This is a genomic window from Enterobacter sp. WI-ESBL-E8 (assembly GCF_053364895.1).
In genome coordinates, this window is record NZ_JBRWXJ010000001.1 from 1,431,258 (window position 1) to 1,456,524 (window position 25,267).

The following is a 25,267-nucleotide window of genomic DNA, read 5'->3' on the forward strand; positions in this document are numbered from 1 at the left end:
TGTCTTAGTGCAGGTTATCTGAAAAACGGAGGGCAGTGCCCTCCTGGGATTAATCGATTTTGCTTTGCAGATAATGATAGTGTTCACCGTCCGGAACAAACTCCAGGCGATGGGTGATGCAGGAGGGGGCATCTTCGGCGTGGTGAGAAACAAACAGCAGCTGCGTTTCGCCTTCGCCAATCAGTACATCCACAAAGCGGCGGATCAGCTGGCGGTTTAGCGGATCCAGCCCCTGCAGCGGTTCATCCAGAATAAGCAGCGTAGGATGTTTCACCAGAGCGCGCACGATAAGCGCCAGGCGCTGCTGCCCCCACGACAGGCTATGAAACGGCGCGTCAGCGACCCGATTGTCCATGCCGAGAATATCCAGCCACTGCTGGACCAGCTTGTGCTGTTTGTCCGACACCGCCTGATAAATACCGATGGAATCAAAATAGCCGGAAAGGATCGCGTTGCGTACCGTGGTACTGACCCGGTAGTCCAGATGCAGGCTGCTGCTGACGTAGCCAATGTGCTTTTTGATATCCCAGATGGTCTCGCCGCTGCCGCGACGCCGGCCAAACAGCGTGAGATCGTTGCTATAGCCCTGCGGGTGATCGCCGGTTATCAGGCTCAGCAGCGTTGATTTTCCCGCGCCGTTGGGGCCGACAATCTGCCAGTGCTCGCCAGGATTGACCGTCCAGCTGAGGTGGTTAAGGATCGGGCGATCGTCATAAGAGACCACCCCATCGCGCAGCACGATGCGCGGCTGGTTGGGGTCAAGCGCATGGCGGGCCGAAGGAGCGTCGGGTTCCGGAAGGGTAATACCGTCAAGCCGTTCGCTATGGGCGAGCTGGGCAATGAGCGCCTGACTCAGCAGCGCCGATTTTTCGCCGGTCTCGGTCAGATTACAGTCGGCAAGTACGCCTGCGTGCTGGATAAAATCCGGAATTTCATCAAAACGGTTAAGCACCAGCACGAGGGTATAGCCCTGCTGGTTAAGCGACTCCAGCAGGGACGCCAGCTGCGCACGGGACTGCACGTCTAGACCGTCGAACGGTTCGTCAAGGATCAGCAGCTCAGGCTCGCTCATCAGCGCCTGACAAAGCAGCGTTTTTCGCGTCTCGCCGGTAGAAAGGTATTTAAAGCGCCGGTCCAGCAGGGCGGTGATGCCGAACCGTTCTGCCAGGCGCTGACAGCGGGCGGGATCCTTCACTTCATCCTGAATAATTTCCGCCGTCGTGCGGCCAGTATCTTCTTCACCAGGGCTGAGTAAATCGGTGTTGTTGCGCTGCCACTCGTCGCTGACCAGCTTTTGCAGCTGTTCAAATGACAGACGCGTCAGGCGCGTAAAGTGATTTTGATATTCACCCTTAAGGAGAGTGAGCTCACCGGCCAGCGCGCGGGCCAGCGCAGATTTACCGCTGCCGTTAGTGCCGACAAACGCCCAGCTTTCACCCGCGCGTAGCGTCAAATCAGCAATCGTCAGCGTTCGGGTATCGCTAAGGCGAAACGTGCCTTGCGAAATATGCAATGATGACATGATTTATCCCTGTTTTTGCAGCAATAGATATCAGGGATACGCACTGTTGGTGCGATTGTCAATGCGCTCAGCACAATGTGGCGATGATCACCCGGTCTGCGTTGAACCAGGCGGTGACGACAGCACCTTCTTCTAAATCCTCAGCCTCGCTGAGTGGGACCGTCGCGCAGAGCCTTTGGCCGTCTGCCAGAGTCATCAGCACTTCGCACTGCTCCTTGCCGCGTTCGATATGGCTGATTGCGCCCTGCAGCTGGTTATCTGCTGTCTTTACCTCGTTGGGATGGCGCGTGATATTGACCCACGGCGCTTTCAGCAGCACCAGCACCTCTTTACCTTCATCCAGCTCAAGCCGTTCTGCGCTTTGTGCCGTTATCGCGGCTTTCAGACGAGTGGTGCCATCGGCAAGCAGGATCTCAATATGCTGCTGTACCTGGAGATTATCGCGCGCCGTCACCGTACCAAACCACTGGTTGCGGGCGCTGGTTTGCAACGAAAAGCGGGAAATAGCGGCCAGCAAGCTGTCCAGCGGCACGTTGTCGTCATCGCTTAACGCATCGAACGCTTTTTGCTGGATCTGGCCCAGGAGATCGTAAAGCTGAATCAGGCGCTGGCCATAGCGCGTCACGATTGCGCCACCGCCGCCTTTGCCGCCTGTGGCTCTGTCTACCAGCGGTTGCTCGCTCAGGATATTCATGTCGTTGATGGCATCCCAGGCGCTTTTATAGCTAATCCCGGCATTTTTCGCCCCCTGGCTAATCGAGCCCGTTTGTTCTATTTGTTTAAGCAGGGCGATACGTCGCGGATCGGCGAAAAGCTTTTGCTGAAGTCTGAGTGTGAGGAGAATTTCGGCCTGCATAACAGTATCCTGGCAAAAAGAGTATTGTGACCCAAATGGTGCAGGGCGCAAAGGGTACCGCACAAAAGGGGATGTTTTTCTCACCTGAAAGGGTAGAATAAGCTGTTCACAATATCTGGAGAAAACCATGTTAGAGTTGTTGAAAAGTCTGGTATTCGCCGTGATCATGGTACCAGTAGTGATGGCCATCATCCTCGGTGCCATCTACGGCCTGGGTGAAGTGTTCAACGTCTTTTCGAACATTGGTCACAGAGACCAGGCTAAAAAGCAGCATTGATTCCCCACAAAACGCCCGGCTTGTCCGGGCGTTTTGCTCTCAAGATTTTCTCACTTTCGCCGATATCATTTAACGCAACACCCGGTTTACCCCTTGAGCGGTACGATTAAACGCTGGGATCTCCCTGACGTTATCGTTATATTAATATGTATATAACGCTACTCACAGGAGTTACAAATGGCACGTACATGGGTACGCCTTTTCGCAGGGGCAACGCTGACGCTTTCACTTACCGGCCACGCGCTGGCGGACGACGGGAAAATTACGGTCTTTGCGGCGGCGTCGCTGACCAACGCAATGCAGGATATCGCGGCAGCGTATAAAAAAGAGAAAAACGTCGAGGTGGTCTCCTCGTTTGCCTCTTCCTCTACGCTGGCGCGTCAGATAGAAGCGGGCGCACCGGCGGATTTGTTCATTTCGGCTGACCAGAAGTGGATGGATTACGCGGTGGAGAAGAAATCGATTGATGCGGCAACCCGCGAAACGCTGCTGGGCAATAGCCTGGTCGTCGTGGCGCCAAAAGCCAGCGCGCAGGCAGACTTCACCATCAACAAAGAGACAAACTGGACCCGCCTGCTGAACGGCGGTCGTCTGGCGGTGGGTGACCCGGAACATGTTCCGGCCGGGATTTACGCCAAAGAAGCGCTGCAAAAGCTGGGCGCGTGGGAGACCCTGTCGCCGAAGCTGGCGCCGGCGGAAGACGTTCGCGGCGCGCTGGCGCTGGTGGAGCGCAATGAAGCCCCGCTGGGCATTGTGTATGGCTCTGATGCCGTTGCCAGCAAGGGTGTGAAAGTAGTCGCAACCTTCCCGGAAGACTCCCACAAGAAAGTGGAATACCCTGTTGCGATTGTTGATGGACATAATAATGTGACCGTGACGGCCTTCTGCGATTACCTGAAGGGGCCACAAGCGTCCGCAATCTTTAAACGTTATGGATTTACGACTCACTGATGATATTGACCGATCCTGAATGGCAGGCTGTTCTGCTGAGCCTGAAAGTCTCTTCCCTGGCGGTTGCGCTGAGTCTGCCCTTTGGGATCTTCTTTGCCTGGCTGCTGGTGCGCTGTCGTTTTCCCGGCAAAGCGCTGCTCGACAGCGTGCTTCATCTTCCGCTTGTGTTGCCGCCCGTGGTGGTCGGCTATCTGTTGCTGATTTCGATGGGGCGACGCGGTTTTATCGGCGAGAAGCTGTACGACTGGTTTGGGCTGACGTTTGCGTTTAGCTGGCGCGGTGCGGTACTGGCGGCGGCGGTAATGTCATTCCCGCTGATGGTGAGGGCGATCCGCCTCGCGCTGGAAGGCGTGGATATGAAGCTCGAGCAGGCGGCCCGCACGCTGGGCGCCGGTCGCTGGCGCGTCTTTTTCACCATCACGCTTCCGCTGACGCTGCCGGGCATTATTGTCGGCACGGTGCTGGCCTTCGCCCGCTCGCTCGGCGAGTTTGGCGCCACTATCACCTTTGTGTCGAATATTCCCGGCGAGACGCGAACCATCCCGTCTGCCATGTATACCCTGATTCAGACGCCAGGGGGAGAGAGTGCCGCGGCGCGCCTGTGCATCATCTCAATCGTGTTAGCCCTGGTATCGCTGCTGGTGTCGGAATGGCTGGCGAGACTCAGCCGTGAGCGGATGGGGAAATAGACATGCTTGAGCTTCATTTTACCCAGACGCTGGGAAACCATACCCTGACGCTTAGCGAGACGCTGCCTGCAAGCGGCATCACCGCCATCTTTGGCGTGTCCGGGGCGGGGAAAACGTCGTTGATCAACGCGATAAGCGGCCTGACCCGCCCGCAGGCAGGGCGAATTGTATTGAACAACCGCGTCTTAAACGACGTGGAAAACAAGGTATATCTGTCGCCTGATAAACGCCGTATTGGCTATGTTTTCCAGGATGCGCGCTTATTCCCGCACTACAGCGTGCGCGGCAACCTGCGCTACGGCATGGCGAAAAGCATGGCTTCGCAGTTTGAGAAGCTGGTAACGCTTTTAGGTATCGAACCTCTGCTCGACAGGCTGCCTTCCTCGCTTTCCGGCGGAGAAAAACAGCGGGTGGCGATCGGCCGCGCGCTGCTGACCGCGCCGGAGCTGCTGTTGCTCGACGAACCGCTGGCCTCGCTGGATATTCCGCGTAAACGTGAGCTCCTGCCCTACCTGCAGCGCCTGACGCGTGAAATTAATATTCCGATGCTCTACGTCAGCCATTCGTTGGATGAGATCCTGCATCTGGCCGATAACGTTCTGGTGCTGGAAGAGGGCAGCGTTAAGGCCTTCGGCAAGCTGGAAGAGGTATGGGGCAGCAGCGTAATGCACCCCTGGCTGCCAAAAGAGCAGCAGAGCAGCATTCTGAAAGTGAGCGTTCTGGAACACCATCCGCACTACGCTATGACTGCGCTGGCGCTGGGCGATCAGCATTTATGGGTTAACCGGATCGATAAACCGCTGCAGTCAGCCCTGCGGATCCGCATTCAGGCGTCGGATGTCTCGCTGGTGTTACAACCCCCGCTGCAGACCAGTATCCGAAATATTCTGCGCGCCAAAGTGGCGGAGTGTTTTGATGATAACGGTCAGGTGGAAGTGAAGCTTGAAGTGGGTAGCAGAACGCTCTGGGCGCGCATCAGCCCGTGGGCCAGGGATGAGTTAGGGATCAAACCCGGCCTGTGGCTTTACGCGCAAATCAAGAGCGTCTCTATCACCACCTGATTACAGCAGATGGGTATAAATGTACTGCGCGATGCTGTCGGTGGTGTTATCCCCAATCACCACGTTGGCGCGCGCCTTTACCGCATCATCGGCATTGCCCATCGCCACGCCCGTACCGGCGGCCTCCAGCATGCTGATGTCGTTGTAGTTATCGCCAAAGGCAATCACATCCTGCATCGACCCGCCCTGTGACGCCACGTACTGCGTCAGACGCTTGCCTTTGCTGTTGCCCTTGCGGGCAATATCGACCTGATCGTGCCAGGACCATTCGCACTCCAGACCCAGCGTCTCCTCGACGTGCTTCGCGAACGCATTCAGTTTGGTGGTGTCTTCATCCGTCAGGGCGAATTTCCAGATAGCCTCAACGTCCTGTGCCGCCTGACGCAGAGAGGAAACCTGGGTAAAGACCGGACGCTGCGCTTCGGGCAGGGACAGCGCCCAGTTGCTGGTGCGCACCACGTGGCCGGTAGGGCGCTCGTAGACCATCGCGTTGTCCACGTACATCAGACCGTGAACGTCATGCTCATCAAGCAGATCAATCAATTGCAGCGCCTGAGGAACCGGCAGCGGGTCGGATTCTAAAACCTTTTTTGCCTGATAATCATACAAATAAGTGCCATTACAGCAAATTGCAGGTGTATCTAGCGCCAGTGCCTGATAAAAAGGGTGAATGGCAACGTGATGTCGACCCGTTACGATAAGGAGTTGATATCCCGCTTCCTGCGCGCGCTTAAGCGCGTCCAGGGAAGAGGGGAGAAGGGTTTTTTGCGGCGTCAGTAAGGTACCGTCTAAATCCAGAGCAATCACACGCGAGGTCATCTGTTTTCCCGGGTTAATATTGAATTTACGTTTTGATGGGATGGTACACCGAGAGGCGAATGCTTCAAAATTCCTGTCGACAATTCAGCATTCACCGTCAAAAGTTAATTACTTTCATGCGCAGTGAGGAGTGAATATTCATGAAACAAACCGTTTATACCGCCAGTCCTGAAAGCCAGCAAATTCATGTCTGGCGTTTAAATACCGAAGGGACACTCACGCTGGTTCAGGTTGTTGATGTGCCAGGCCAGGTGCAGCCGATGGTTATCAGCCCGGATAAACGTTTCTTGTACGTGGGTGTGCGCCCGGAGTTTCGCGTGCTGGCCTATCGCATTTCTCCGGACGACGGCGCGCTGACGTACACTGCCGAAGCGCCATTGCCGGGCAGCCCAACCCACATTTCTACCGATCGTAAAGGCAACTTTGTCTTCAGCGGCTCGTATAACGCGGGCTGCGTCAGCGTAACGCGTCTGGAAGATGGCATTCCGGTCGAAACCGTGGATGTGGTGGAAGGGCTGGAAGGCTGCCACTCGGCAAATATCACGCCGGACAACCGTACGCTGTGGGTGCCTGCGCTGAAGCAGGATCGTATCTGCCTGTTCACCCTGAGCGACGATGGTCACCTGGTGGCGCAGACTCCTGCTGAAGTCACTACCGTTGAAGGCGCGGGCCCGCGTCATATGGTCTTCCACCCGAACCAGCAGTACGCTTACGTGGTCAATGAACTGAACAGCTCGGTGGACGTATGGGAACTGAAAGACCCTAACGGCCAGATTGAATGCGTGCAGACGCTGGATATGATGCCGTCTGACTTCTCCGACACGCGCTGGGCGGCTGATATTCACATTACGCCGGATGGCCGTCATCTGTACGCCTGTGACCGTACCTCCAGCCTGATTACCGTCTTCAGCGTCTCCGAGGACGGCAGCGTGCTGGCCATTGAGGGCTTCCAGCCAACGGAAACCCAGCCGCGCGGCTTTAATATCGATCACAGCGGTAAATACCTGATTGCGGCAGGGCAGAAATCCCACCACATCGCGCTGTACGAAATCAAAGGCGAGCAGGGCCTGCTGGAAGAGAAAGGGCGCTACGCCGTCGGCCAGGGGCCGATGTGGGTCGTCGTTAACGCTCACTAAGCGGCTTAAAACAAAAAACCTCGCACATGCGAGGTTTTTTTATGCCCGGTGGCACTGCGTTTACCGGGCCTACGGGTTGTGTAGGCCGGCAAAAGGACATCCTACTGCTTAGGCTCAGCAACCACTTTGCTACCCAGACCGCGGTTGTTGTATTCCCACATACGGTTGAAGTTAGCGTCGTTCAGGTTACGCTGCACGTTCCCTTTATCATCCACCGCGCCGGTGTTGCCGGAGAACGGACGTTTAGAGATCGCGGCATCAGCCCACGGCTTCGCCATGTTGAAGCCTTCGTTAATCACGCTGTCGCGGATCACGACCTGACCGTTGGTCGCAGAATCTACATCCAGGGAGCGGCCCAGCTGCGCCACGCCGTCACCGGCAGCGTTAAAGCGGCTGTTCACGGCCAGGAAGCCGTAGAACAGGTTAGACTGGGTTGCTGGCGCAAACACATAGCCTTCCTGCTGGGTACGTGAGTTCACCACGCGGAAATCGGTATTATCAAACACCACCGCGCCGCGGCCGGACACCAGATCCACGTCACCTTCAACGTAGCTGTTGGTCACCAGCGTACGGGTCAGACGGTTATTCTGCAGGGTGTTCTGCACGCCGCTGTTGGTCACGAAGAAGGTGTTCTGACGGCCCAGAATGTTCACGTTGTTGATCTGAACCTGGTCGCCATCGCTGCGCAGCGCAACGGCCTGGTGGTTACCGGCATCAACGCTGTCACCCAGGGTATTCTGAATGGTCAGGTTCTGCAGCTGCAGACCGTTATTCTGAGACCAGAATACCGCGGAGCACATCACGCCAATGGTGGCGGAACGCTTGCTCTGGCAGTTATCAAACATATACCACGCCGGTTTGCCCGGCATATATTTACCGGCCGGGTTCACCAGGCGACGCCAGGTGTTGCTGTCGATTTCAGAGTCAATCGCCAGGCCAATTTTTACGTCGATCGCTTTTTCGCCCAGACCGTACAGTGTAATGCTGCCCGGTGCCGCCGGAACATACACGGTGCCTTCATACTCACCCGGCAGGATCGCGATGTACTGACGAGACGCGCTGTGTTTAGTAATCGCAGCGTCAACCGCGGCCTGAATAGAGGTATGCGTTACGCCCTGCGCACCCGCCGGGCCAACGACGAAGTCAGGCTGTTTAGGCAGGTTAATAGAAGACGGCGTCCACGGCGCAGCGTTTGGATCCATCGCCGAGAAGTAGTGGGCACGGTCGAAGTTCTTCGCTTCATCGGCGGACAACACCGGGCGGGAGGCGGTACCCGGTGCGACCTGCTCAGAAGGTCGCTGATCCGGTGGGGTTGAACTGCATGCGGATAAGGTCACGCCAAAGGCGAGTGCTAACGCCAGACGGGAAATCCTGGAAATATTCAAGGTGAAGCTCCTGGGTATGCAAGTCTTAAACGGGATAGACGAAATAGCCTGCTTTTTTATACTAAGTTGAGCGAAACGGGAAGATAAAAAGGGTAAAAGTTGCATTTTTAGCCCTGGAGCGGCAGGTAAGTGATCACAAATAAATAACAATCTCCACAAAGTCGGTTGACAGCAGACAGCAGATGAAAATAAATGTCTATACAACCCATGACAAGTGGAATGCCCCATGCAGCAGCTTCATCCCGACGATGTAATATGGCGAAACGCGCGACTGGCGACAATGGCTCCGGATGTCTGCGCGCCTTATGGACTAAAAGAGCAACACGCCCTGGTCGTGCGCGGACACACCATTGTTGCCGTGATCCCTGAATCTGATATTCCTGGCGGGCACCGTCACTGCGTTGATCTTCAGGGGCGTCTGGTGACGCCGGGCCTGATTGACTGCCATACCCACCTGGTATTCGGCGGCGATCGCGCGGCGGAGTGGGAGCAGCGTCTGAACGGCGTCTCTTATCAAACCATCAGCGCGCAGGGGGGCGGGATTAACGCTACCGTGACGGCGACGCGCAGCAGCGCTCCAGAAACCCTGCTTCAACTGGCGCAGCAGCGGCTTCAGCGACTGATGAATGAAGGCGTCACCACGGTTGAGATCAAGTCCGGATACGGGCTAAACGCCGACGCCGAAGAGAAGATGCTGCAGGTTGCACGCCAGCTGAGCCTCAATAACCCGATTGATATCAGCCCAACGCTGCTGGCCGCGCACGCGGTGCCGGCGGAATACAGACAGGATCCGGATGCGTACCTCGCGCTGGTCTGCGAGCAGATCATGCCCGCGCTGTGGCAAAAAGAGCTGTTTGAAGCGGTCGACGTATTTTGTGAAAACGTCGGCTTTACGCCGTCGCAAACCGAGCGCCTCTTCCAGGCGGCGACTGCGCTCGGCATTCCGGTGAAAGGTCATGTGGAGCAGCTTTCAAATCTGGGCGGAGCGGCGCTGGTCAGCCGATATCACGGGCTGTCGGCCGATCATATCGAATACCTCGATGACGCAGGCGTTCAGGCGATGGCGCAAAGCGGTACGGTGGCGGTACTGCTACCCGGCGCGTTCTATTTTCTTCAGGAGCGCCAGCGTCCGCCGGTGGAACTGCTCAGAAAACAGGGCGTGCCGATGGCCGTTGCCACCGACTATAACCCGGGCACCAGCCCGTTTGCGAGCCTGCACCTGGCGATGAATATGGCCTGCGTCCAGTTTGGCCTGACGCCTGAAGAAGCCTGGGCTGGCGTCACGCGCCATGCCGCGCAGGCGCTGGGCCGTGGCGCAACCCACGGGCAGTTGCGGGCAGGGTTTGTCGCTGATTTCATCGTCTGGGACGCACACCATCCGGTGGAGATGGTCTACGAGCCGGGACGCAATCCGCTGTATCAACGTATTTTCCGTGGGGAGGCAGTATGAAGCTATGGCGGCCCGTAGCCGAAACGGTCTGGCAGGGGCGAGACGACAGCGCCGAGGCCAGCAGCGCAAAGCGTATTTTTCAGACGATACGACAGCAGGCGCAGTTTGCTCCTCTACCATCCGGCATTGCGCTGATAGGCTTTGAGTGTGATGAAGGGGTCAAGCGCAACCAGGGCAGGCCCGGTGCCGTGCAGGCACCGGATATGCTGCGAAAAGCGCTGGCGAATATGGCCAGCCATCAGGGACACGATCGGCTGGCGGATATGGGCTCGGTGTTCGTTGAAGGTGCCGAGCTGGAAGCGGCGCAGCAAGCGTTAACCGATGCCGTCACGGCCTGCCAGCGGTCCGGCATGCGCACGCTGGTCTTTGGCGGCGGGCACGAAACCGCCTGGGCGCACGGACGGGGCATTCTGGATGCCTTCCCGAACGAGCGCGTGGCGGTGATTAATCTCGATGCACATCTTGACCTGCGCAGGGCCGACCGCGCGACGTCCGGCACGCCGTTTCGCCAGCTGGCAAACTACTGTGAAGCACGCGGTCGGGAATTTCGCTACGCCTGCCTTGGCGTGAGCCGGGCGGCGAACACGCAGGCACTGTGGGATGAGGCTGAACGCCTGAACGTCACGCTGGTGGAAGATCTCCATTTCAGACGCGATGCGTTATCTTCTCTGGAAAAGGTGCTGGCGCAGGCCGATCGCATCTACCTGACAATCGATCTGGACGTTCTGCCCGCCAGCGAAATGCCCGCCGTTTCGGCACCGGCAGCATTAGGCATACCGGCCCTGGATCTTCTGCCCATTATCGAACATATCTGTCGAAGCGGTAAGCTACAGGCCGCCGATCTGGTAGAGTTTAACCCGCAGTACGATCGGGACGGACAGGGCGCAAAGCTCGCCGCCCGTCTGGCCTGGCAAATTGCTCACTGGTGGGCATAACACCGTTTAAGGAGTCATGATGTTTTCACGCTCACCGCTGCCGCAGTCGAGTCCTCCCGCGCCTTTCTACGAAAAGGTGAAGCAGGCGATAAGCGAAAAAATCGCCACCGGCGTCTGGCGGCCGCACGACCGCATTCCGTCGGAGGCCGACCTGGTGGCGCAGTTTGGTTTTAGCCGGATGACCGTCAACCGGGCGCTGCGCGAACTGACCGACGAAGGCCTTCTGGTGCGCCTGCAGGGCGTCGGGACGTTTGTGGCGGAGCCGAAAGGGCAATCCGCCCTGTTTGAAATCCGCAGCATTGCGGACGAGATTGCCGCGCGTAATCATCAGCACCGCTGTGAGGTGCTGGTGCTTGAGGAAACCCAGGCCAGCGCCGAGCAGGCCACAGAGCTTAACGTCAAGGAGGGAAGCCGTATCTTCCACTCCGTGATGGTGCATTTCGAAAACGACATTCCGGTACAGATTGAAGATCGCTGCGTTAACGCTGAACGGATACCGGACTATCTGGACCAGGATTACACCCAAACCACGCCGCACGCGTATCTCTCGCTTGTCGCACCGCTGACGGAAGGGGAGCACATTGTGGAAGCCGTGCGCGCCACGCCGCAGGAGTGTGAACGGCTGCGCATTAAAGAACACGATCCGTGCCTGCTGATCCGCCGTCGCACCTGGTCCTCGTCGCACATCGTGTCGCATGCCCGGCTGCTTTTCCCCGGTAACCGGTACCGGCTGCAGGGCCACTTTATGTCATAAGTTTTAAAAGCGTGATAGCTAACGCAATATAACAAAATTGTATCTTTTTTGTTAAATCTGACCTTGTGTGTGCTTGTCTATACAAGTATATCTAAATGCATCACTGTCCCGTATGAGGAGCACACAATGTCGTCAGGTAAATACCGCCAGCAGGATGTCCGCGCCGCGCGCGGCACCACTCTTACCGCCAAAAGCTGGCTCACCGAAGCACCGCTGCGCATGTTGATGAACAACCTTGATCCTGAGGTGGCGGAAAATCCCCACGAGCTGGTGGTCTACGGCGGCATAGGCCGCGCCGCGCGCAACTGGGAATGCTATGACGCAATTGTAAAATCCCTGACCGAACTCGAACACGACGAAACCCTGCTGGTGCAGTCCGGCAAGCCGGTGGGCGTGTTTAAAACGCACAAGAACGCGCCGCGCGTGCTGATCGCCAACTCTAACCTCGTGCCGCACTGGGCCACCTGGGAACATTTCAACGAACTCGACACCAAAGGGCTGGCGATGTATGGCCAGATGACCGCGGGCAGCTGGATCTACATCGGCAGCCAGGGGATTGTGCAGGGCACCTACGAAACCTTCGTGGAAGCCGGCCGCCAGCACTATAACGGCTCGCTGAAAGGCCGCTGGGTGCTGACCGCGGGTCTCGGCGGCATGGGCGGCGCGCAGCCGCTGGCCGCCACGCTTGCCGGTGCATGTTCATTGAACATTGAGTGCCAGCAGAGCCGTATTGATTTCCGCCTGCGTACCCGTTACGTCGACGAGCAGGCGACCACCCTGGACGATGCGCTGGCGCGCATCAAAAAATACACCGCCGAAGGCAAAGCGGTCTCGATTGCCCTGTGCGGCAACGCGGCGGATGTTCTTCCTGAGCTGGTTGCTCGCGGCGTGCGTCCTGATTTAGTGACCGACCAGACCAGCGCGCACGACCCGCTGCACGGCTATCTGCCAAAAGGCTGGACGTGGGAAGCCTATCAGCAGAAAGCGGAAACCGACCCGGAAGGCACGGTGTTTGCCGCTAAACGTTCCATGGCAGAACACGTCTCCGCCATGCTCGCCTTTAGCCGGATGGGCATTCCGACCTTTGATTACGGCAACAACATCCGCCAGATGGCGAAAGAGATGGGCGTGAGTAATGCCTTCGACTTCCCGGGGTTCGTCCCGGCCTATATCCGCCCGCTGTTCTGCCGCGGCATCGGTCCGTTCCGCTGGGTTGCCCTGTCCGGCGATCCGGAAGATATCTACAAGACCGATGCCAAAGTGAAGGAGATCGTCGCGGATGACGAGCATCTTCACCACTGGCTGGACATGGCCCGCGAGCGCATTAACTTCCAGGGCTTACCGGCGCGTATCTGCTGGGTAGGGCTGGAGTGGCGGCAAAAGCTGGGTCTTGCCTTTAACGAAATGGTACGCAGCGGCGAAGTCTCTGCGCCGATTGTTATCGGCCGCGACCATCTGGACTCCGGCTCCGTCGCCAGCCCGAACCGCGAAACGGAAGCCATGCGCGACGGCTCCGATGCGGTCTCCGACTGGCCGCTGCTGAACGCCCTGTTGAATACCGCCAGCGGCGCGACCTGGGTATCGCTGCACCACGGTGGCGGCGTAGGAATGGGCTTCTCCCAGCATTCCGGGATGGTCATTGTTTGTGACGGAACCGATGAAGCCGCCGCGCGTATCGCCCGCGTATTGCACAACGACCCGGCAACCGGCGTGATGCGTCACGCAGATGCCGGCTATGACATTGCGATTGACTGTGCCAAAGAGCAGGGGCTAAACCTGCCGATGATCCCTGCCACACAAGGAAAGCCTGCATGAACGCGTTAACCATTACTCCCGGATCGCTGACCCTCAAACAGCTGCGTAGCGTCTGGCGCAAACCGGTTACCCTTTCGCTGGATGAAAGCGCCCACGCCGCCATTAACGACAGCGTGGCCTGCGTGGAGGCGATTGTTGCCGAAGGGCGCACCGCCTACGGCATTAACACCGGCTTTGGGCTGCTGGCGCAGACCCGCATCGCGACACACGATCTGGAAAACTTACAGCGCTCGCTGGTGCTGTCACACGCGGCGGGCGTCGGCCAGCCGCTGGACGATGAGATTGTCCGTCTGATGATGGTGCTCAAAATCAACAGCCTGGCGCGCGGCTTCTCCGGCATTCGCCTGAGCGTGATCCAGGCGCTGATGTCGCTGGTGAATGCGGAAGTCTATCCGTGGATCCCGGCGAAAGGTTCCGTCGGCGCTTCCGGCGATCTTGCACCGCTGGCGCACATGTCGCTGCTGCTGCTGGGTGAAGGCAAAGCGCGCTGGCAGGGCGAGTGGCTCCCCGCGAAAGAGGCGCTGAAAAAAGCGGGATTAACCCCGATCACGCTGGCGGCGAAAGAGGGGCTGGCTTTGCTTAACGGCACGCAGGCGTCGACCGCCTTCGCGCTGCGCGGCCTGTTTGAAGCTGAAGAACTGTTTGCCTCGGCGGTGGTGTGCGGTGCGCTGACCACCGAAGCCGTGCTGGGCTCACGTCGACCGTTCGATGCCCGCATCCACGACGTGCGCGGCCAGCGCGGGCAGATTGATGCGGCCAGCATGTACCGTCACGTGCTTACCGACAGCAGTGAAATCGCGGACTCGCACCACAACTGTGACAAGGTGCAGGATCCGTATTCACTGCGCTGCCAGCCGCAGGTGATGGGCGCGTGTCTGACCCAGCTGCGCCAGGCGGCGGAGGTGCTGCTGGTGGAAGCCAACGCGGTGTCCGATAACCCGCTGGTGTTCGCGCAGGAAAACGAGGTGGTCTCCGGCGGTAACTTCCACGCCGAGCCGGTGGCAATGGCGGCGGATAATATCGCGCTGGCGATTGCCGAAGTCGGCGCGTTGTCCGAGCGCCGCATTGCGCTGATGATGGATAAACATATGTCCCAGCTGCCACCGTTCCTGGTGCGTAACGGCGGGGTCAACTCGGGCTTTATGATTGCGCAGGTGACCGCGGCGGCGCTGGCAAGCGAGAACAAAGCCCTGTCGCACCCGCACAGCGTGGACAGCCTGCCAACCTCTGCCAACCAGGAAGATCACGTCTCTATGGCACCTGCCGCCGGGCGTCGCCTCTGGGAGATGGCCTCCAACACCCGTGGCGTGCTGGCGGTAGAATGGCTGGCGGCGTGTCAGGGTATCGACCTGCGTGAAGGACTGAAATCCAGCCCGCTGCTCGAGCAGGCGCGTCAGACGTTGCGCGAGCACGTATCGCATTACGATGATGACCGCTTCTTTGCGCCGGATATTGATAAGGCGATGCAGCTTCTGGAAGAAGGGCGTCTGGTGGGGTTGTTGCCGCAGGTGCTGTGATTTTTTTGCCCGGTGGCGCTGCGCTTACCGGGCCTACGAATCCGAAATGTAGGCCGGGTAAGGCGTAGCCGCCACCCGGCTTTTTTTACGAGTACATCGCCGTAATCGACGCGCTCCCGAGCGTATGGAAATGCACGTTAAACCCTACCATTGCGCCGCTCGCGCCTTCATCCACCTCAATCTTGTCCACATCCAGCGCGTGCACCGTGAAGATATAGCGGTGGGTTTCCCCTTTTGGCGGCGCCGCGCCGCCGTAGCCCGCTTTACCAAAATCGGTGCGCGTCTGAATGGCGCCTTCAGGCAGGGCAACCAGGTCAGAGCCGGACCCCTGCGGCAGGACGCGCGTATCGGCGGGCAGGTTCGCCACTATCCAGTGCCACCAGCCGGAGCCGGTAGGCGCATCCGGGTCGTAACAGGTGACGACAAAGCTTTTGGTGCCGGCCGGAACCTCATCCCACGCCAGGTGCGGGGAGATATTGTCTCCCTGGTACCCCATGCCGTTGAATACGTGGCGTTCCGGGAGTTTTTCGCCGTCGCGCAGATCTTTACTGATGATTTTCATACGGTTTACCCTCGCTAATCACTCGTACAGGAAGTGTAACGCATAGGGTTAAATCGTGAAATGCGCGGGGTTGTTAACGGCTTCGACGACGGCGGCGGTGAGCTTGCGCAGCTGAACGGGCGTAATGATATACGGCGGCATCAGGTAGATAAGCTTGCCGAAGGGCCGTACCCACACGCCCTGGTCCACGAAGAAGCGCTGCAGCGCCGCCATATTCACCGGATGGGTGGTTTCAATCACCCCGATGGCGCCCAGCACGCGGACGTCCGCCACGAAACTCGCGCCCGAGGCGGCGCTCAGCTCATCCTTCAGCTGCGCTTCAATCGCTGCAACCTGCGTTCGCCACTCGCCGCTCTCCAGAATCGCAAGGCTTTCGCTCGCGACCGCGCAGGCCAGCGGGTTGCCCATAAACGTCGGGCCGTGCATGAAGCAGCCCGCTTCGCCGTCGCTGATGGTATCGGCGACGTGACGGGTAGTTAGCGTGGCGGAGAGCGTCATGGTGCCGCCGGTGAGCGCTTTGCCCAGGCAAAGAATATCCGGGGCGATACCCGCATGTTCGCAGGCAAACAGCTTGCCGGTGCGGCCAAAACCGGTCGCGATCTCATCGGCAATCAGCAGAATGCCCTCGCGGTCGCACATCTTGCGAATACGCTTCAGCCATTCCGGGTGGTACATCCGCATTCCGCCTGCGCCCTGCACGATAGGTTCAAGAATGACGGCAGCAATCTCGTGACGATGCGCCGCCATCAGCCGCGCGAAGCCGACCATGTCCATCTCGTTCCACTCGCCGTCGAAGCGGCTCTGCGGGGCCGGAGCAAACAGGTTTTCCGGCAGGTAGCCTTTCCACAGGCTGTGCATGGAGTTGTCCGGATCGCAGACCGACATCGCTCCGAAGGTATCCCCGTGATAGCCGTTGCGGAAGGTGAGGAACCGCTGGCGCGTTTCGCCTTTTGCATGCCAGTACTGCAGCGCCATTTTCATCGCCACTTCCACCGCCACGGAGCCGGAATCGGCCAGGAACACGCACTCCAGCGAGTCAGGCGTCATCGCTACCAGCCGGCGGCACAAATCCACCGCGGGCTGATGGGTGATTCCGCCAAACATCACGTGCGACATCTGGTCAATCTGCGCTTTCATCGCCGCATTCAGGCGCGGGTGGTTGTACCCGTGAATGGCCGCCCACCAGGAGGACATCCCGTCAACCAGCTGCTCGCCGCTGGCGAGGTGCAGCTCGCAGCCGTGGGCCGAAGCTACCGGATAGACGGGCAGGGGGCGGGTGGTGGAGGTGTAAGGGTGCCAGATATGCTGCTTGTCGAAGGCGAGATCGTCCTGGGTCATAATCGACTTGTAAACCATTTTGAAAAGTTTTAGGTTTACGAGTATAAACCGAACCGAAAATTAACAAAACCCTTTGGAGAAGCCCAATGGCTCACCACGCACGCTGGACGATGTCGCAAGTTACTGAATTATTCAATAAACCTTTCCTTGAGCTGATGTTCGAAGCCCAACAGGTGCACCGTCAGCACTTCGATCCTCGCCACGTTCAGGTCAGCACGCTGTTGTCGATCAAGACCGGCGCCTGCCCGGAAGACTGCAAATATTGCCCGCAGAGCGCGCGCTATAAAACCGGCCTGGAATCCGAACGGCTGATGGAGGTTGAGCAGGTGCTCGACTCCGCGCGTAAGGCGAAAAACGCCGGCTCGACCCGCTTTTGCATGGGCGCGGCGTGGAAGAACCCGCACGATCGCGACATGCCGTATCTGGAGCAGATGGTGAAGGGCGTGAAGGAGATGGGCCTTGAAGCCTGTATGACGCTGGGCACGCTGAACGATGAGCAGGCGCAGCGCCTCTCGGCGGCCGGGCTGGACTACTACAACCACAACCTCGACACCTCGCCGGAGTTTTACGGCAACATCATCACCACCCGTACCTATCAGGAGCGTCTGGACACGCTTGATAAAGTGCGTGACGCGGGGATCAAGGTGTGCTCGGGCGGCATCGTGGGCTTAGGTGAAACGGTGAAAGATCGCGCCGGTCTGCTGCTGCAGCTGGCGAACCTGCCGACCCCGCCGGAAAGCGTGCCGATCAACATGCTGGTGAAGGTCAAAGGCACGCCGCTGGCGGATAACGACGACGTGGACGCGTTTGACTTTATCCGCACCATCGCGGTGGCGCGCATCATGATGCCGACCTCGTACGTTCGCCTCTCTGCGGGCCGTGAACAGATGAGCGAGCAGACCCAGGCGATGTGCTTTATGGCCGGGGCCAACTCCATCTTCTACGGCTGCAAGCTGCTGACCACGCCGAACCCGGAAGAGGACAAAGACGTTCAGCTGTTCCGCAAGCTGGGGCTGAACCCACATCAGACCGGGGTGTTGACCGGCGATAACGAGCAACAGCAGCAGCTGGAGCAGCAGATTTTTAACGCCGACACCGACCAGTTCTACAACGCGGCAGCCGTATGACCTGGGAGGCACGTATCCATTCCGCGCTCGACGAGCGGCGGGCGGCAGAGGCGTTTCGCGTACGCAGGGTAGTCGAAAACGGCGCAGGCCGTTTTCTTACCCGTGAGAACCGGCGGTTTTGTAACTTCTCCAGCAACGATTATCTCGGGCTGAGCCAGCATCCGGCCATTATCCGCGCCTGGCAGCAGGGCGCGGAGCGGTACGGCGTGGGCAGCGGCGGCTCCGGGCACGTCAGCGGATACACCACGGCGCACCGGGCGCTGGAGGAGGAGCTTGCCGACTGGCTGGGCTACCCGCGCGCGCTGCTGTTTATCTCGGGTTTTGCGGCCAATCAGGCGGTCATTGCAGCCCTGATGGGCAAGGACGACCGCATTGTCGCCGACCGCTTAAGCCACGCTTCCCTGCTGGAGGCGGCAAATTTAAGCCCGGCTCAGCTGCGCCGCTTCGCCCATAACGATGCGGGGCAACTCGCTGCGCTGCTGGATAAACCCTGTAACGGGCAGCAGCTGGTGGTCACGGAAGGGGTGTTCAGCATGGATGGCGACAGCGCGCCGCTTGCCGCGCTGCACGACGCCGCAAAGCGGCAAAACGCCTGGCTGCTGGTTGATGATGCCCACGGCACTGGCGTGATGGGCGACGAAGGGCGCGGCAGCGCGCATCTGCAAAACGTGAAGCCGGAGCTGCTGGTTGTCACCTTCGGCAAAGGCTTTGGCGTGAGCGGGGCCGCCGTGCTGTGCAGCGAACCCGTCGCCGATTATCTGCTGCAGTTTGCCCGGCATTTGATCTACAGCACCAGCATGCCGCCCGCGCAGGCCGTGGCGCTGTCAGCGTCCCTGGCGGTGATCCGCAGCGCAGAAGGCGATGAACGCCGGGCGCGTCTGGCGGAACATATCCAGCGTTTTCGTCAGGGCCTGGCACAGCTTCCCTTCCTGAGCACCGATTCGCAGAGCGCGATCCAGCCGGCGATCGTCGGTGAAAACAGCCTGGCGCTCACGCTGGCGCACGCGCTGCGCGAGCGGGGGATGTGGGTGACGGCCATTCGTCCGCCCACCGTGCCGCCGGGTACCGCCCGCCTGCGCCTGACGCTCACGGCGGCGCACGAAGCAGAGGATATTGATGCCCTTCTGGAGGCGCTGAATGTCGCCCGTCAATAAGCAGGCCATTGCGGCGGCGTTTGGCCGTGCCGCGCGCAGCTATTCACAACACGATGAGCTTCAGCGCCAGAGCGCAGAGGGGCTGCTGGCGCTGCTTGGCGAGACGCGCTTTACCCAGGTGCTTGACGCCGGGTGCGGTCCCGGCGGGAATAGCCGCTACTGGCGCGAAGCGGGAGGCCAGGTTACGGCTCTCGACCTGTCATCCGACATGCTTGCGGAGGCACGTCAGCAGCAGGCTGCGCACCGTTATCTGGTCGGTGATATCGAAGCGATTCCGCTGGCGGATGCGCAATTTGATTTGGTCTGGAGCCATCTCGCCGTGCAGTGGTGCAGCAGCCTGCCGCAGGCCTTAAGCGAGCTTTACCGCGTGGCGCGTCCGGGCGGGAGCGTGGCGTTTACCACTCTGCTGGAAAGCTCGTTACCGGAGCTGAATCAGGCCTGGAGGGCGGTAGATCGCCAGCCGCACGCCAACCGGTTTTTATCACACGAGCGGGTCACGCAGGCGCTGGCAGGCCGGCGCTATCGCAGCGCGATGCAGACCATCACCCTCAATTTCAGCGACGCGCTCAGCGCCATGCGCTCGCTGAAGGGGATTGGCGCCACGCATCTGCATACCGGACGCGAGAAAAAACCGCTCACCCGGGGTCAACTGCAGCGTCTGGAGCAGGCCTGGCCGCAGGCGCGGGGACATTTCCCGCTCTCTTATCAACTTTTTCATGGGGTTATCGAACGTGACTGAACGCTATTTTGTCACCGGAACGGATACGGAAGTGGGTAAAACGGTTGCCAGCGCCGCGCTGCTTCAGGCGGCGCGAAAGCTTGGGAAAAACACCGCCGGGTATAAGCCGGTTGCTTCCGGCAGCGAGATGACGGCGGAAGGGTTACGCAACACCGACGCGCTGGCGCTCCAGCGGAACAGCACGCTTGAGCTCGCCTATTCAGCGGTGAATCCGTACACCTTTGCCGAGCCGACGTCGCCGCATATCATCAGCGCCGACGAAGGTCGTCCGATTGATTTCACCGTGCTCTCGGCCGGATTACGCGCGCTGGAACGCCAGGCGGACTGGGTGCTGGTGGAGGGCGCAGGCGGCTGGTTTACGCCGCTCTCGCAGGAGCAGACGTTTGCTGACTGGGTGCAACGCGAGCAGCTCCCGGTCATTCTGGTCGTAGGGGTGAAGCTCGGCTGTATCAACCATGCTATGTTGACCGCGCAGGCCGTTTCGCAGGCAGGACTGCGCCTGGCGGGCTGGATAGCCAACGACGTGGTTGCCCCCGGCAAGCGGCATCAGGAGTACCTGGCAACGCTCAAGCGGGTTCTTCCCGCCCCATTCCTCGGGGAGATCCCGTGGCTTGCGGAGGATGCCGAACGTGCCGAAACCGGGCGCTATCTTGACCTCAGCGCCTTGCTTCCAGCGACATCCAGTGGGCAATAAGCTCATCGTCCAGTTCGTTAACGTGGCCCTGGGCCACGTTACGCCCGCGATAAAGCATGCAAAAACGATCCGCCACCCGGCGAATAAACGACAGTTGCTGTTCAGCCAGCAGCACCGTCATCCCCAGCTCTCGGTTTAAGCGCACCAGCAGCTGTCCCAGCTTATGCGCGAAACCGTGGCCTGCGCCGTGCAGGGGCTCGTCCAGAATCAGCATCCGCGGACGGTTTACCAGCGCGTTGGCCAGGGCCAACTGGTACTGGTCGTCTGGCGAAAGGGCGTTGCCCCGAGTCTGACGCAGCGCGTAGAGTTCCGGGAACAGGTCATACACCTCACTTTTCGCTTCCGGGTCGGGCTTGCCCATCGCCCGCATGGCGATATGCAAATTCTCCTCAATCGTCAGCTGGGAGAAGATCCGCCTGTCCTGCGGGACATAGCCTATCCCCGGCCCTGAACGCTGTTCTGGCACCTGGCTTAGCAAATCACGCGGCGGCGCGCCCGCCTCATGCCAGATGATGGTGCCGCTTTCGACGGGCACTTTTCCGGCGATGCAATTCATGAGGGTGGTTTTCCCCATGCCCGGCAGGCCAACGACGCCTGTACACATCCCTTGCGGAAAATCTAAATCCACGTTCCATAGCGTATGTTGGCTTCCGTAAAACTGGTTCACTGCACGCAGACTCAACATCTTTCTCTCCTTAAAAATGTGTGTAGGTGAGGCACGTTCTGGATTGTGCAAAACCCCTGCCAGAAAGTGCAAAGTGACTAAAAAAGCGACTTTTTTAGGAATAAGTCACAGGAGAGCGGTGTAAAACCAGAGGGATTGCACATCGACGGTGCCGGCGGTGGTGAGTTGTGGTGCAGGGTCAGAAATGATGAAAATGTGAGCAATATCTCATCGGTTGGTTATGAATGACTCAACTGTTAATCATCAAAAAATAGCTATAAAAATTTTTTCCTGCCGGTTCGTGGGAAAATCCGGGAATTTGCCGAGCGCCTGTCTGCATGGGCTGGAAGCAGTTATCCACTATTCCTGTGGATAACCATGTGCATTAGAGTTAGAAAACACGCGATAAGCGAGAGGCGACGCGGCTTTCGCCCAAATTGGCGCGAAACGCGGCTTTAGAAAATATCGTTTATAATTTAACTGGTTAGATAAAAGCAATTCCCGTCATGAAAGTGTCACCCGTTGCCATAAAACTATCATTACCTGGCTTGACAAATGTTAAAAAAGAAAAAGTTCTGGGGATAACCTGTCCTGACTGGTGTTTTATGTTGTCACAGTCCAAATTTTGGCCGCTATCGCGCTAATCATTCAGGCGCTACTCTAAATATCGTGACATGCTACTGGTTTTTCATCCAGTGTTTTTTACTGGCATTCCTGGCCACAACGAGTAAAATTACTCACCTGCCGCTTATAACGTCATCAGGTTGTCGCCCATGAGTAAACCGTTCAAATTGAATTCTGCTTTCCGTCCTTCGGGGGATCAGCCCGAGGCCATCCGCCGTCTGGAAGAGGGGCTGGAAGATGGGCTGGCACACCAGACGCTGCTGGGGGTAACCGGCTCCGGCAAAACGTTTACCATCGCCAACGTGATCGCTGACCTGCAGCGCCCCACGATGGTGCTGGCGCCCAACAAAACCCTGGCCGCACAGCTTTACGGCGAGATGAAAGAGTTCTTCCCGGACAACGCGGTGGAGTATTTCGTCTCCTACTACGATTACTATCAGCCCGAAGCCTATGTCCCGAGCTCTGACACCTTCATTGAGAAAGATGCTTCGGTAAACGAGCACATTGAGCAGATGCGTCTTTCAGCCACGAAGGCGCTGCTCGAGCGTCGCGATGTGGTCGTCGTGGCGTCGGTTTCCGCTATCTACGGTCTGGGCGACCCGGATCTGTATCTGAAGATGATGTTGCACCTGACGCAGGGGATGATCATCGACCAGCGGGCGATTTTGCGCCGTCTGGCGGAGCTGCAGTACACCCGTAACGACCAGGCGTTCCAGCGCGGGACGTTCCGCGTACGCGGTGAAGTGATCGACATCTTCCCGGCGGAATCGGACGATATGGCGCTGCGCGTTGAGCTGTTTGACGAAGAGGTCGAACGCCTCTCGCTGTTCGACCCGCTGACGGGACATATTGAGTCGGTGATTCAGCGTTTCACCATCTACCCGAAAACGCACTACGTGACGCCGCGCGAGCGTATCGTGCAGGCGATGGAAGAGATTAAAGTGGAGCTGGCAGACCGCCGTAAGGTGCTGCTGGCCAACAACAAGCTGCTGGAAGAGCAGCGCCTGAGCCAGCGTACCCAGTTTGATCTGGAGATGATGAACGAGCTGGGCTACTGCTCCGGCATCGAAAACTACTCCCGTTTCCTCTCCGGCCGCGGGCCGGGCGAGCCACCGCCGACGCTGTTTGACTATCTTCCGGCAGACGGTTTGCTGGTGATCGATGAATCCCACGTCACTATCCCGCAGATTGGCGGGATGTATCGCGGTGACCGCGCGCGTAAAGAGACGCTGGTGGAGTACGGCTTCCGCCTGCCGTCGGCGCTGGATAACCGCCCGATGAAGTTTGAAGAATTCGAGGCGCTGGCCCCGCAGACCATCTACGTGTCGGCGACCCCGGGGAACTACGAGCTGGAGAAATCCGGCGAGGACGTGGTTGACCAGGTGGTGCGTCCGACCGGGCTGCTGGACCCGATTATCGAGGTGCGTCCCGTGGCGACGCAGGTGGACGATCTGCTCTCCGAGATCCGTGCCCGTTCCGCCATCAACGAGCGCGTGCTGGTAACCACGCTCACCAAGCGCATGGCGGAAGACCTGACCGAGTACCTCGAAGAGCACGGCGAGAAGGTGCGTTATCTGCACTCGGATATCGATACCGTGGAGCGAATGGAGATTATCCGCGACCTGCGTCTGGGCGAGTTTGACGTGCTGGTGGGGATCAACCTGCTGCGAGAAGGTCTGGATATGCCGGAAGTCTCGCTGGTGGCGATCCTGGATGCGGATAAAGAGGGCTTCCTGCGTTCTGAACGCTCTCTGATCCAGACCATTGGCCGCGCCGCGCGTAACGTCAACGGGAAAGCGATTCTGTACGGTGACAAAATCACCCCGTCGATGGCGAAAGCGATTGGCGAAACGGAGCGCCGTCGCGAGAAGCAGCAGCGCTACAACGAAGAGCACGGCATTACCCCGCAGGGGCTGAACAAGAAGGTGGTCGATATTCTGGCACTGGGTCAGAACATTGCCAAAACCAAAGCGAAAGGCCGCGGCAAGGCGCGTTCAGTGGTGGAAGAAGATACCGTCGTGCTGACGCCGAAAGCGCTGCAGCAGAAAATCCACGAGCTGGAAGGGCAGATGATGCAGCACGCGCAGAACCTGGAGTTCGAAGAGGCGGCGCAGATCCGCGACCAGCTCCATCAGCTGCGGGATCTGTTTATTGCAGCATCGTAGCTTCTTGCCCGGTGGCGCTGCGCTTATCGGGCCTACGGGTTAAGTGCCCCTTGTAGCCCCGGTAAGCGCAGCGCCACCGGGGGTTGTTAACCCAGCGCCTGAATCGCCTTCTCCAGCGCTTCGCGCAGCAGATGGCGGTCATGGCGATATTTAATATCGCTGGCCTCCAGCGGCTCCTGCACCACCAGACGATCCCCAATCCCGGACACGTCGACTTTAGGCCCCACCACCACGCCGTCGATAATTTTCTTCCCGACGTACTGCTCCATCAGGCTCAGCTTGTCCGCCAGCGACAGGCTTGCGGCTGCCGGGCTCAGTTCGCGCCCCAGGTTACCGATGTAGACCATCGGGGCAGGGGTGCGGCGCAGCGCCTGGGCCAGCTCTTTCACCAGCAAAATAGGCATCAGGCTGGTGTAAAAACTGCCCGGACCGATCAGGATCACATCCGCTTCAGCAATGGCCTCAACCGCTTCGCGCGTGGCGGGAACGCTTGGGTAGGTCATCAGCTCTTTCGGCGGCAGAATGAGCTGATCGATATTCACCTCGCCGTAAACTTCATGACCTTCCGCGTCGATGGCCATCAGATCGACCGGCTGCTCAGACATCGGGATAAGGAACGCATCCACTTTCAGGAGATTTCGTATCAAATTGATGGCTTCCAGCGGGCGCACGCTCAGGTGATCCAGAGCTTTAAGCATTAAATTTCCGAGGTTATGCCCGGAAAGTTCGCCGTTACCGCCGAAACGGTACTCAAACATTGCAGATGCAACGCTCGGTTCGGTAATCAGCTGGTTCAGACAGTTGCGCATATCGCCCCAGGCGATACCCCCTTCTGCACGTCGGATGCGCCCCGTAGAGCCGCCGTTATCCGTTGTGGTCACGATCCCTGTCAGCCTTGAGCCGAGTGAAGACAAAGAGGACATCACCCGGCCCAGACCGTGGCCTCCGCCGAGTGCGACCACACGGTCAAGATCCGCAAAAGTGCGATTGCGCATACACATTCCTTATCACGTTCAATGTGCGTAACACTACC

The 25,267-nt window shown here is 58.8% G+C and carries 23 protein-coding genes; 15 read left to right on the top strand and 8 right to left on the bottom strand.

The features are described 5' to 3' along the window. Window positions 1–49: 49 nt before the first annotated feature. Window positions 50–1,522 (bottom strand): molybdate ABC transporter ATP-binding protein ModF, encoded by a 1,473-nt coding sequence (gene modF / locus ACWHWP_RS06820; protein WP_447855285.1) that lies wholly within the window; start codon window positions 1,520–1,522, stop codon window positions 50–52. A 67-nt stretch (window positions 1,523–1,589) separates the two neighbouring features. Then, on the bottom strand, window positions 1,590–2,378 hold the full coding sequence (modE, locus tag ACWHWP_RS06825) for a molybdenum-dependent transcriptional regulator (protein ID WP_059310937.1): 789 nt from the start codon (window positions 2,376–2,378) through the stop codon (window positions 1,590–1,592). 127 nt (window positions 2,379–2,505) lie between these two features. Here modE and ACWHWP_RS06830 point away from each other — a divergent pair, with 127 nt between their 5' ends. The 4 genes from ACWHWP_RS06830 to modC all read left to right on the top strand — a co-directional run bounded on the left by ACWHWP_RS06830 (window position 2,506) and on the right by modC (window position 5,356). Next, entirely contained in the window at window positions 2,506–2,655 is a 150-nt protein-coding gene (locus ACWHWP_RS06830) for an AcrZ family multidrug efflux pump-associated protein (RefSeq protein ID WP_008501118.1), read from the top strand. A gap of 177 nt (window positions 2,656–2,832) precedes the next feature. Next, on the top strand, window positions 2,833–3,606 hold the full coding sequence (modA, locus tag ACWHWP_RS06835; protein ID WP_447855286.1) for a molybdate ABC transporter substrate-binding protein: 774 nt from the start codon (window positions 2,833–2,835) through the stop codon (window positions 3,604–3,606). After that, window positions 3,606–4,295 carry a molybdate ABC transporter permease subunit gene (gene modB, locus ACWHWP_RS06840; RefSeq protein WP_059310935.1) on the top strand — a complete coding sequence of 230 codons (690 nt, stop codon included), beginning with the start codon at window positions 3,606–3,608 and terminating at the stop codon, window positions 4,293–4,295. The genes modA and modB overlap by 1 nt, the downstream gene beginning before the upstream one ends. 2 nt (window positions 4,296–4,297) lie before the next feature. Continuing rightward, entirely contained in the window at window positions 4,298–5,356 is a 1,059-nt protein-coding gene (modC, locus tag ACWHWP_RS06845) for a molybdenum ABC transporter ATP-binding protein ModC (RefSeq protein ID WP_059310934.1), read from the top strand. Here modC and ACWHWP_RS06850 read toward each other — a convergent pair whose 3' ends face one another. Continuing rightward, on the bottom strand, window positions 5,357–6,175 hold the full coding sequence (locus ACWHWP_RS06850) for a pyridoxal phosphatase (RefSeq protein WP_059310933.1): 819 nt from the start codon (window positions 6,173–6,175) through the stop codon (window positions 5,357–5,359). It abuts the gene before it with no gap. A gap of 140 nt (window positions 6,176–6,315) precedes the next feature. Between ACWHWP_RS06850 and pgl the strand changes: the two genes are divergently transcribed. Then, window positions 6,316–7,311, top strand: a complete 996-nt coding sequence (pgl, locus tag ACWHWP_RS06855) for a 6-phosphogluconolactonase (protein WP_063429988.1) — start codon at window positions 6,316–6,318, stop codon at window positions 7,309–7,311. Window positions 7,312–7,412: 101 nt separating this feature from the next. Here the strand turns inward: pgl and ACWHWP_RS06860 are convergent, their stop codons facing one another. After that, window positions 7,413–8,696 (bottom strand): putative acyl-CoA thioester hydrolase, encoded by a 1,284-nt coding sequence (locus tag ACWHWP_RS06860; RefSeq protein WP_047347046.1) that lies wholly within the window; start codon window positions 8,694–8,696, stop codon window positions 7,413–7,415. A 226-nt stretch (window positions 8,697–8,922) separates the two neighbouring features. Here ACWHWP_RS06860 and hutI point away from each other — a divergent pair, with 226 nt between their 5' ends. The 5 genes from hutI to hutH all read left to right on the top strand — a co-directional run bounded on the left by hutI (window position 8,923) and on the right by hutH (window position 15,167). Then, complete coding sequence (gene hutI, locus ACWHWP_RS06865) at window positions 8,923–10,146, top strand: imidazolonepropionase (RefSeq protein WP_063429995.1); 1,224 nt, start codon at window positions 8,923–8,925, stop codon at window positions 10,144–10,146. Beyond that, the gene (gene hutG / locus ACWHWP_RS06870) at window positions 10,143–11,081 is read left to right on the top strand and encodes a formimidoylglutamase (RefSeq protein WP_447855287.1); all 939 of its coding nucleotides are present in this window, start codon (window positions 10,143–10,145) and stop codon (window positions 11,079–11,081) included. The genes hutI and hutG overlap by 4 nt, the downstream gene beginning before the upstream one ends. A gap of 19 nt (window positions 11,082–11,100) precedes the next feature. After that, window positions 11,101–11,835: a histidine utilization repressor gene (locus ACWHWP_RS06875; protein ID WP_047347043.1), complete on the top strand. Its 735-nt coding sequence runs from the start codon at window positions 11,101–11,103 to the stop codon at window positions 11,833–11,835. A gap of 126 nt (window positions 11,836–11,961) precedes the next feature. After that, window positions 11,962–13,650, top strand: coding sequence for a urocanate hydratase (gene hutU, locus ACWHWP_RS06880; protein ID WP_447855288.1), 1,689 nt, complete (start codon window positions 11,962–11,964; stop codon window positions 13,648–13,650). Then, on the top strand, window positions 13,647–15,167 hold the full coding sequence (gene hutH, locus ACWHWP_RS06885) for a histidine ammonia-lyase (RefSeq protein WP_447855289.1): 1,521 nt from the start codon (window positions 13,647–13,649) through the stop codon (window positions 15,165–15,167). The genes hutU and hutH overlap by 4 nt, the downstream gene beginning before the upstream one ends. 85 nt (window positions 15,168–15,252) lie before the next feature. Here hutH and ACWHWP_RS06890 read toward each other — a convergent pair whose 3' ends face one another. Both ACWHWP_RS06890 and bioA read right to left on the bottom strand, forming a co-directional pair. Beyond that, window positions 15,253–15,729: a kinase inhibitor gene (locus tag ACWHWP_RS06890; RefSeq protein ID WP_059310929.1), complete on the bottom strand. Its 477-nt coding sequence runs from the start codon at window positions 15,727–15,729 to the stop codon at window positions 15,253–15,255. Window positions 15,730–15,777: 48 nt separating this feature from the next. Beyond that, window positions 15,778–17,067 (bottom strand): adenosylmethionine--8-amino-7-oxononanoate transaminase, encoded by a 1,290-nt coding sequence (gene bioA / locus ACWHWP_RS06895; RefSeq protein ID WP_072250609.1) that lies wholly within the window; start codon window positions 17,065–17,067, stop codon window positions 15,778–15,780. A gap of 86 nt (window positions 17,068–17,153) precedes the next feature. Here bioA and bioB point away from each other — a divergent pair, with 86 nt between their 5' ends. The 4 genes from bioB to bioD are packed head-to-tail and all read left to right on the top strand — an operon-like array spanning window position 17,154 to window position 20,781. Further along, on the top strand, window positions 17,154–18,194 hold the full coding sequence (gene bioB, locus ACWHWP_RS06900) for a biotin synthase BioB (RefSeq protein WP_047347038.1): 1,041 nt from the start codon (window positions 17,154–17,156) through the stop codon (window positions 18,192–18,194). Next, entirely contained in the window at window positions 18,191–19,348 is a 1,158-nt protein-coding gene (bioF, locus tag ACWHWP_RS06905) for an 8-amino-7-oxononanoate synthase (protein WP_447855290.1), read from the top strand. Before bioB ends, bioF begins: the two co-directional genes overlap by 4 nt. Further along, entirely contained in the window at window positions 19,332–20,087 is a 756-nt protein-coding gene (gene bioC, locus ACWHWP_RS06910; protein ID WP_447855291.1) for a malonyl-ACP O-methyltransferase BioC, read from the top strand. The genes bioF and bioC overlap by 17 nt, the downstream gene beginning before the upstream one ends. Continuing rightward, window positions 20,080–20,781, top strand: coding sequence for a dethiobiotin synthase (gene bioD / locus ACWHWP_RS06915; RefSeq protein WP_447855292.1), 702 nt, complete (start codon window positions 20,080–20,082; stop codon window positions 20,779–20,781). The genes bioC and bioD overlap by 8 nt, the downstream gene beginning before the upstream one ends. Here bioD and ACWHWP_RS06920 read toward each other — a convergent pair. Beyond that, the gene (locus tag ACWHWP_RS06920) at window positions 20,744–21,466 is read right to left on the bottom strand and encodes an ABC transporter ATP-binding protein (RefSeq protein WP_447855293.1); all 723 of its coding nucleotides are present in this window, start codon (window positions 21,464–21,466) and stop codon (window positions 20,744–20,746) included. The two genes, bioD and ACWHWP_RS06920, sit on opposite strands and share 38 nt — an antisense overlap. A gap of 752 nt (window positions 21,467–22,218) precedes the next feature. On the opposite strand from ACWHWP_RS06920, the gene uvrB reads away from it, so the two are divergent. Next, complete coding sequence (gene uvrB / locus ACWHWP_RS06925) at window positions 22,219–24,234, top strand: excinuclease ABC subunit UvrB (RefSeq protein WP_047347034.1); 2,016 nt, start codon at window positions 22,219–22,221, stop codon at window positions 24,232–24,234. Between the two features lie 86 nt (window positions 24,235–24,320). Here the strand turns inward: uvrB and yvcK are convergent, their stop codons facing one another. Further along, window positions 24,321–25,229 carry a uridine diphosphate-N-acetylglucosamine-binding protein YvcK gene (gene yvcK / locus ACWHWP_RS06930; protein ID WP_252000675.1) on the bottom strand — a complete coding sequence of 303 codons (909 nt, stop codon included), beginning with the start codon at window positions 25,227–25,229 and terminating at the stop codon, window positions 24,321–24,323. Window positions 25,230–25,267 lie beyond the last annotated feature (38 nt).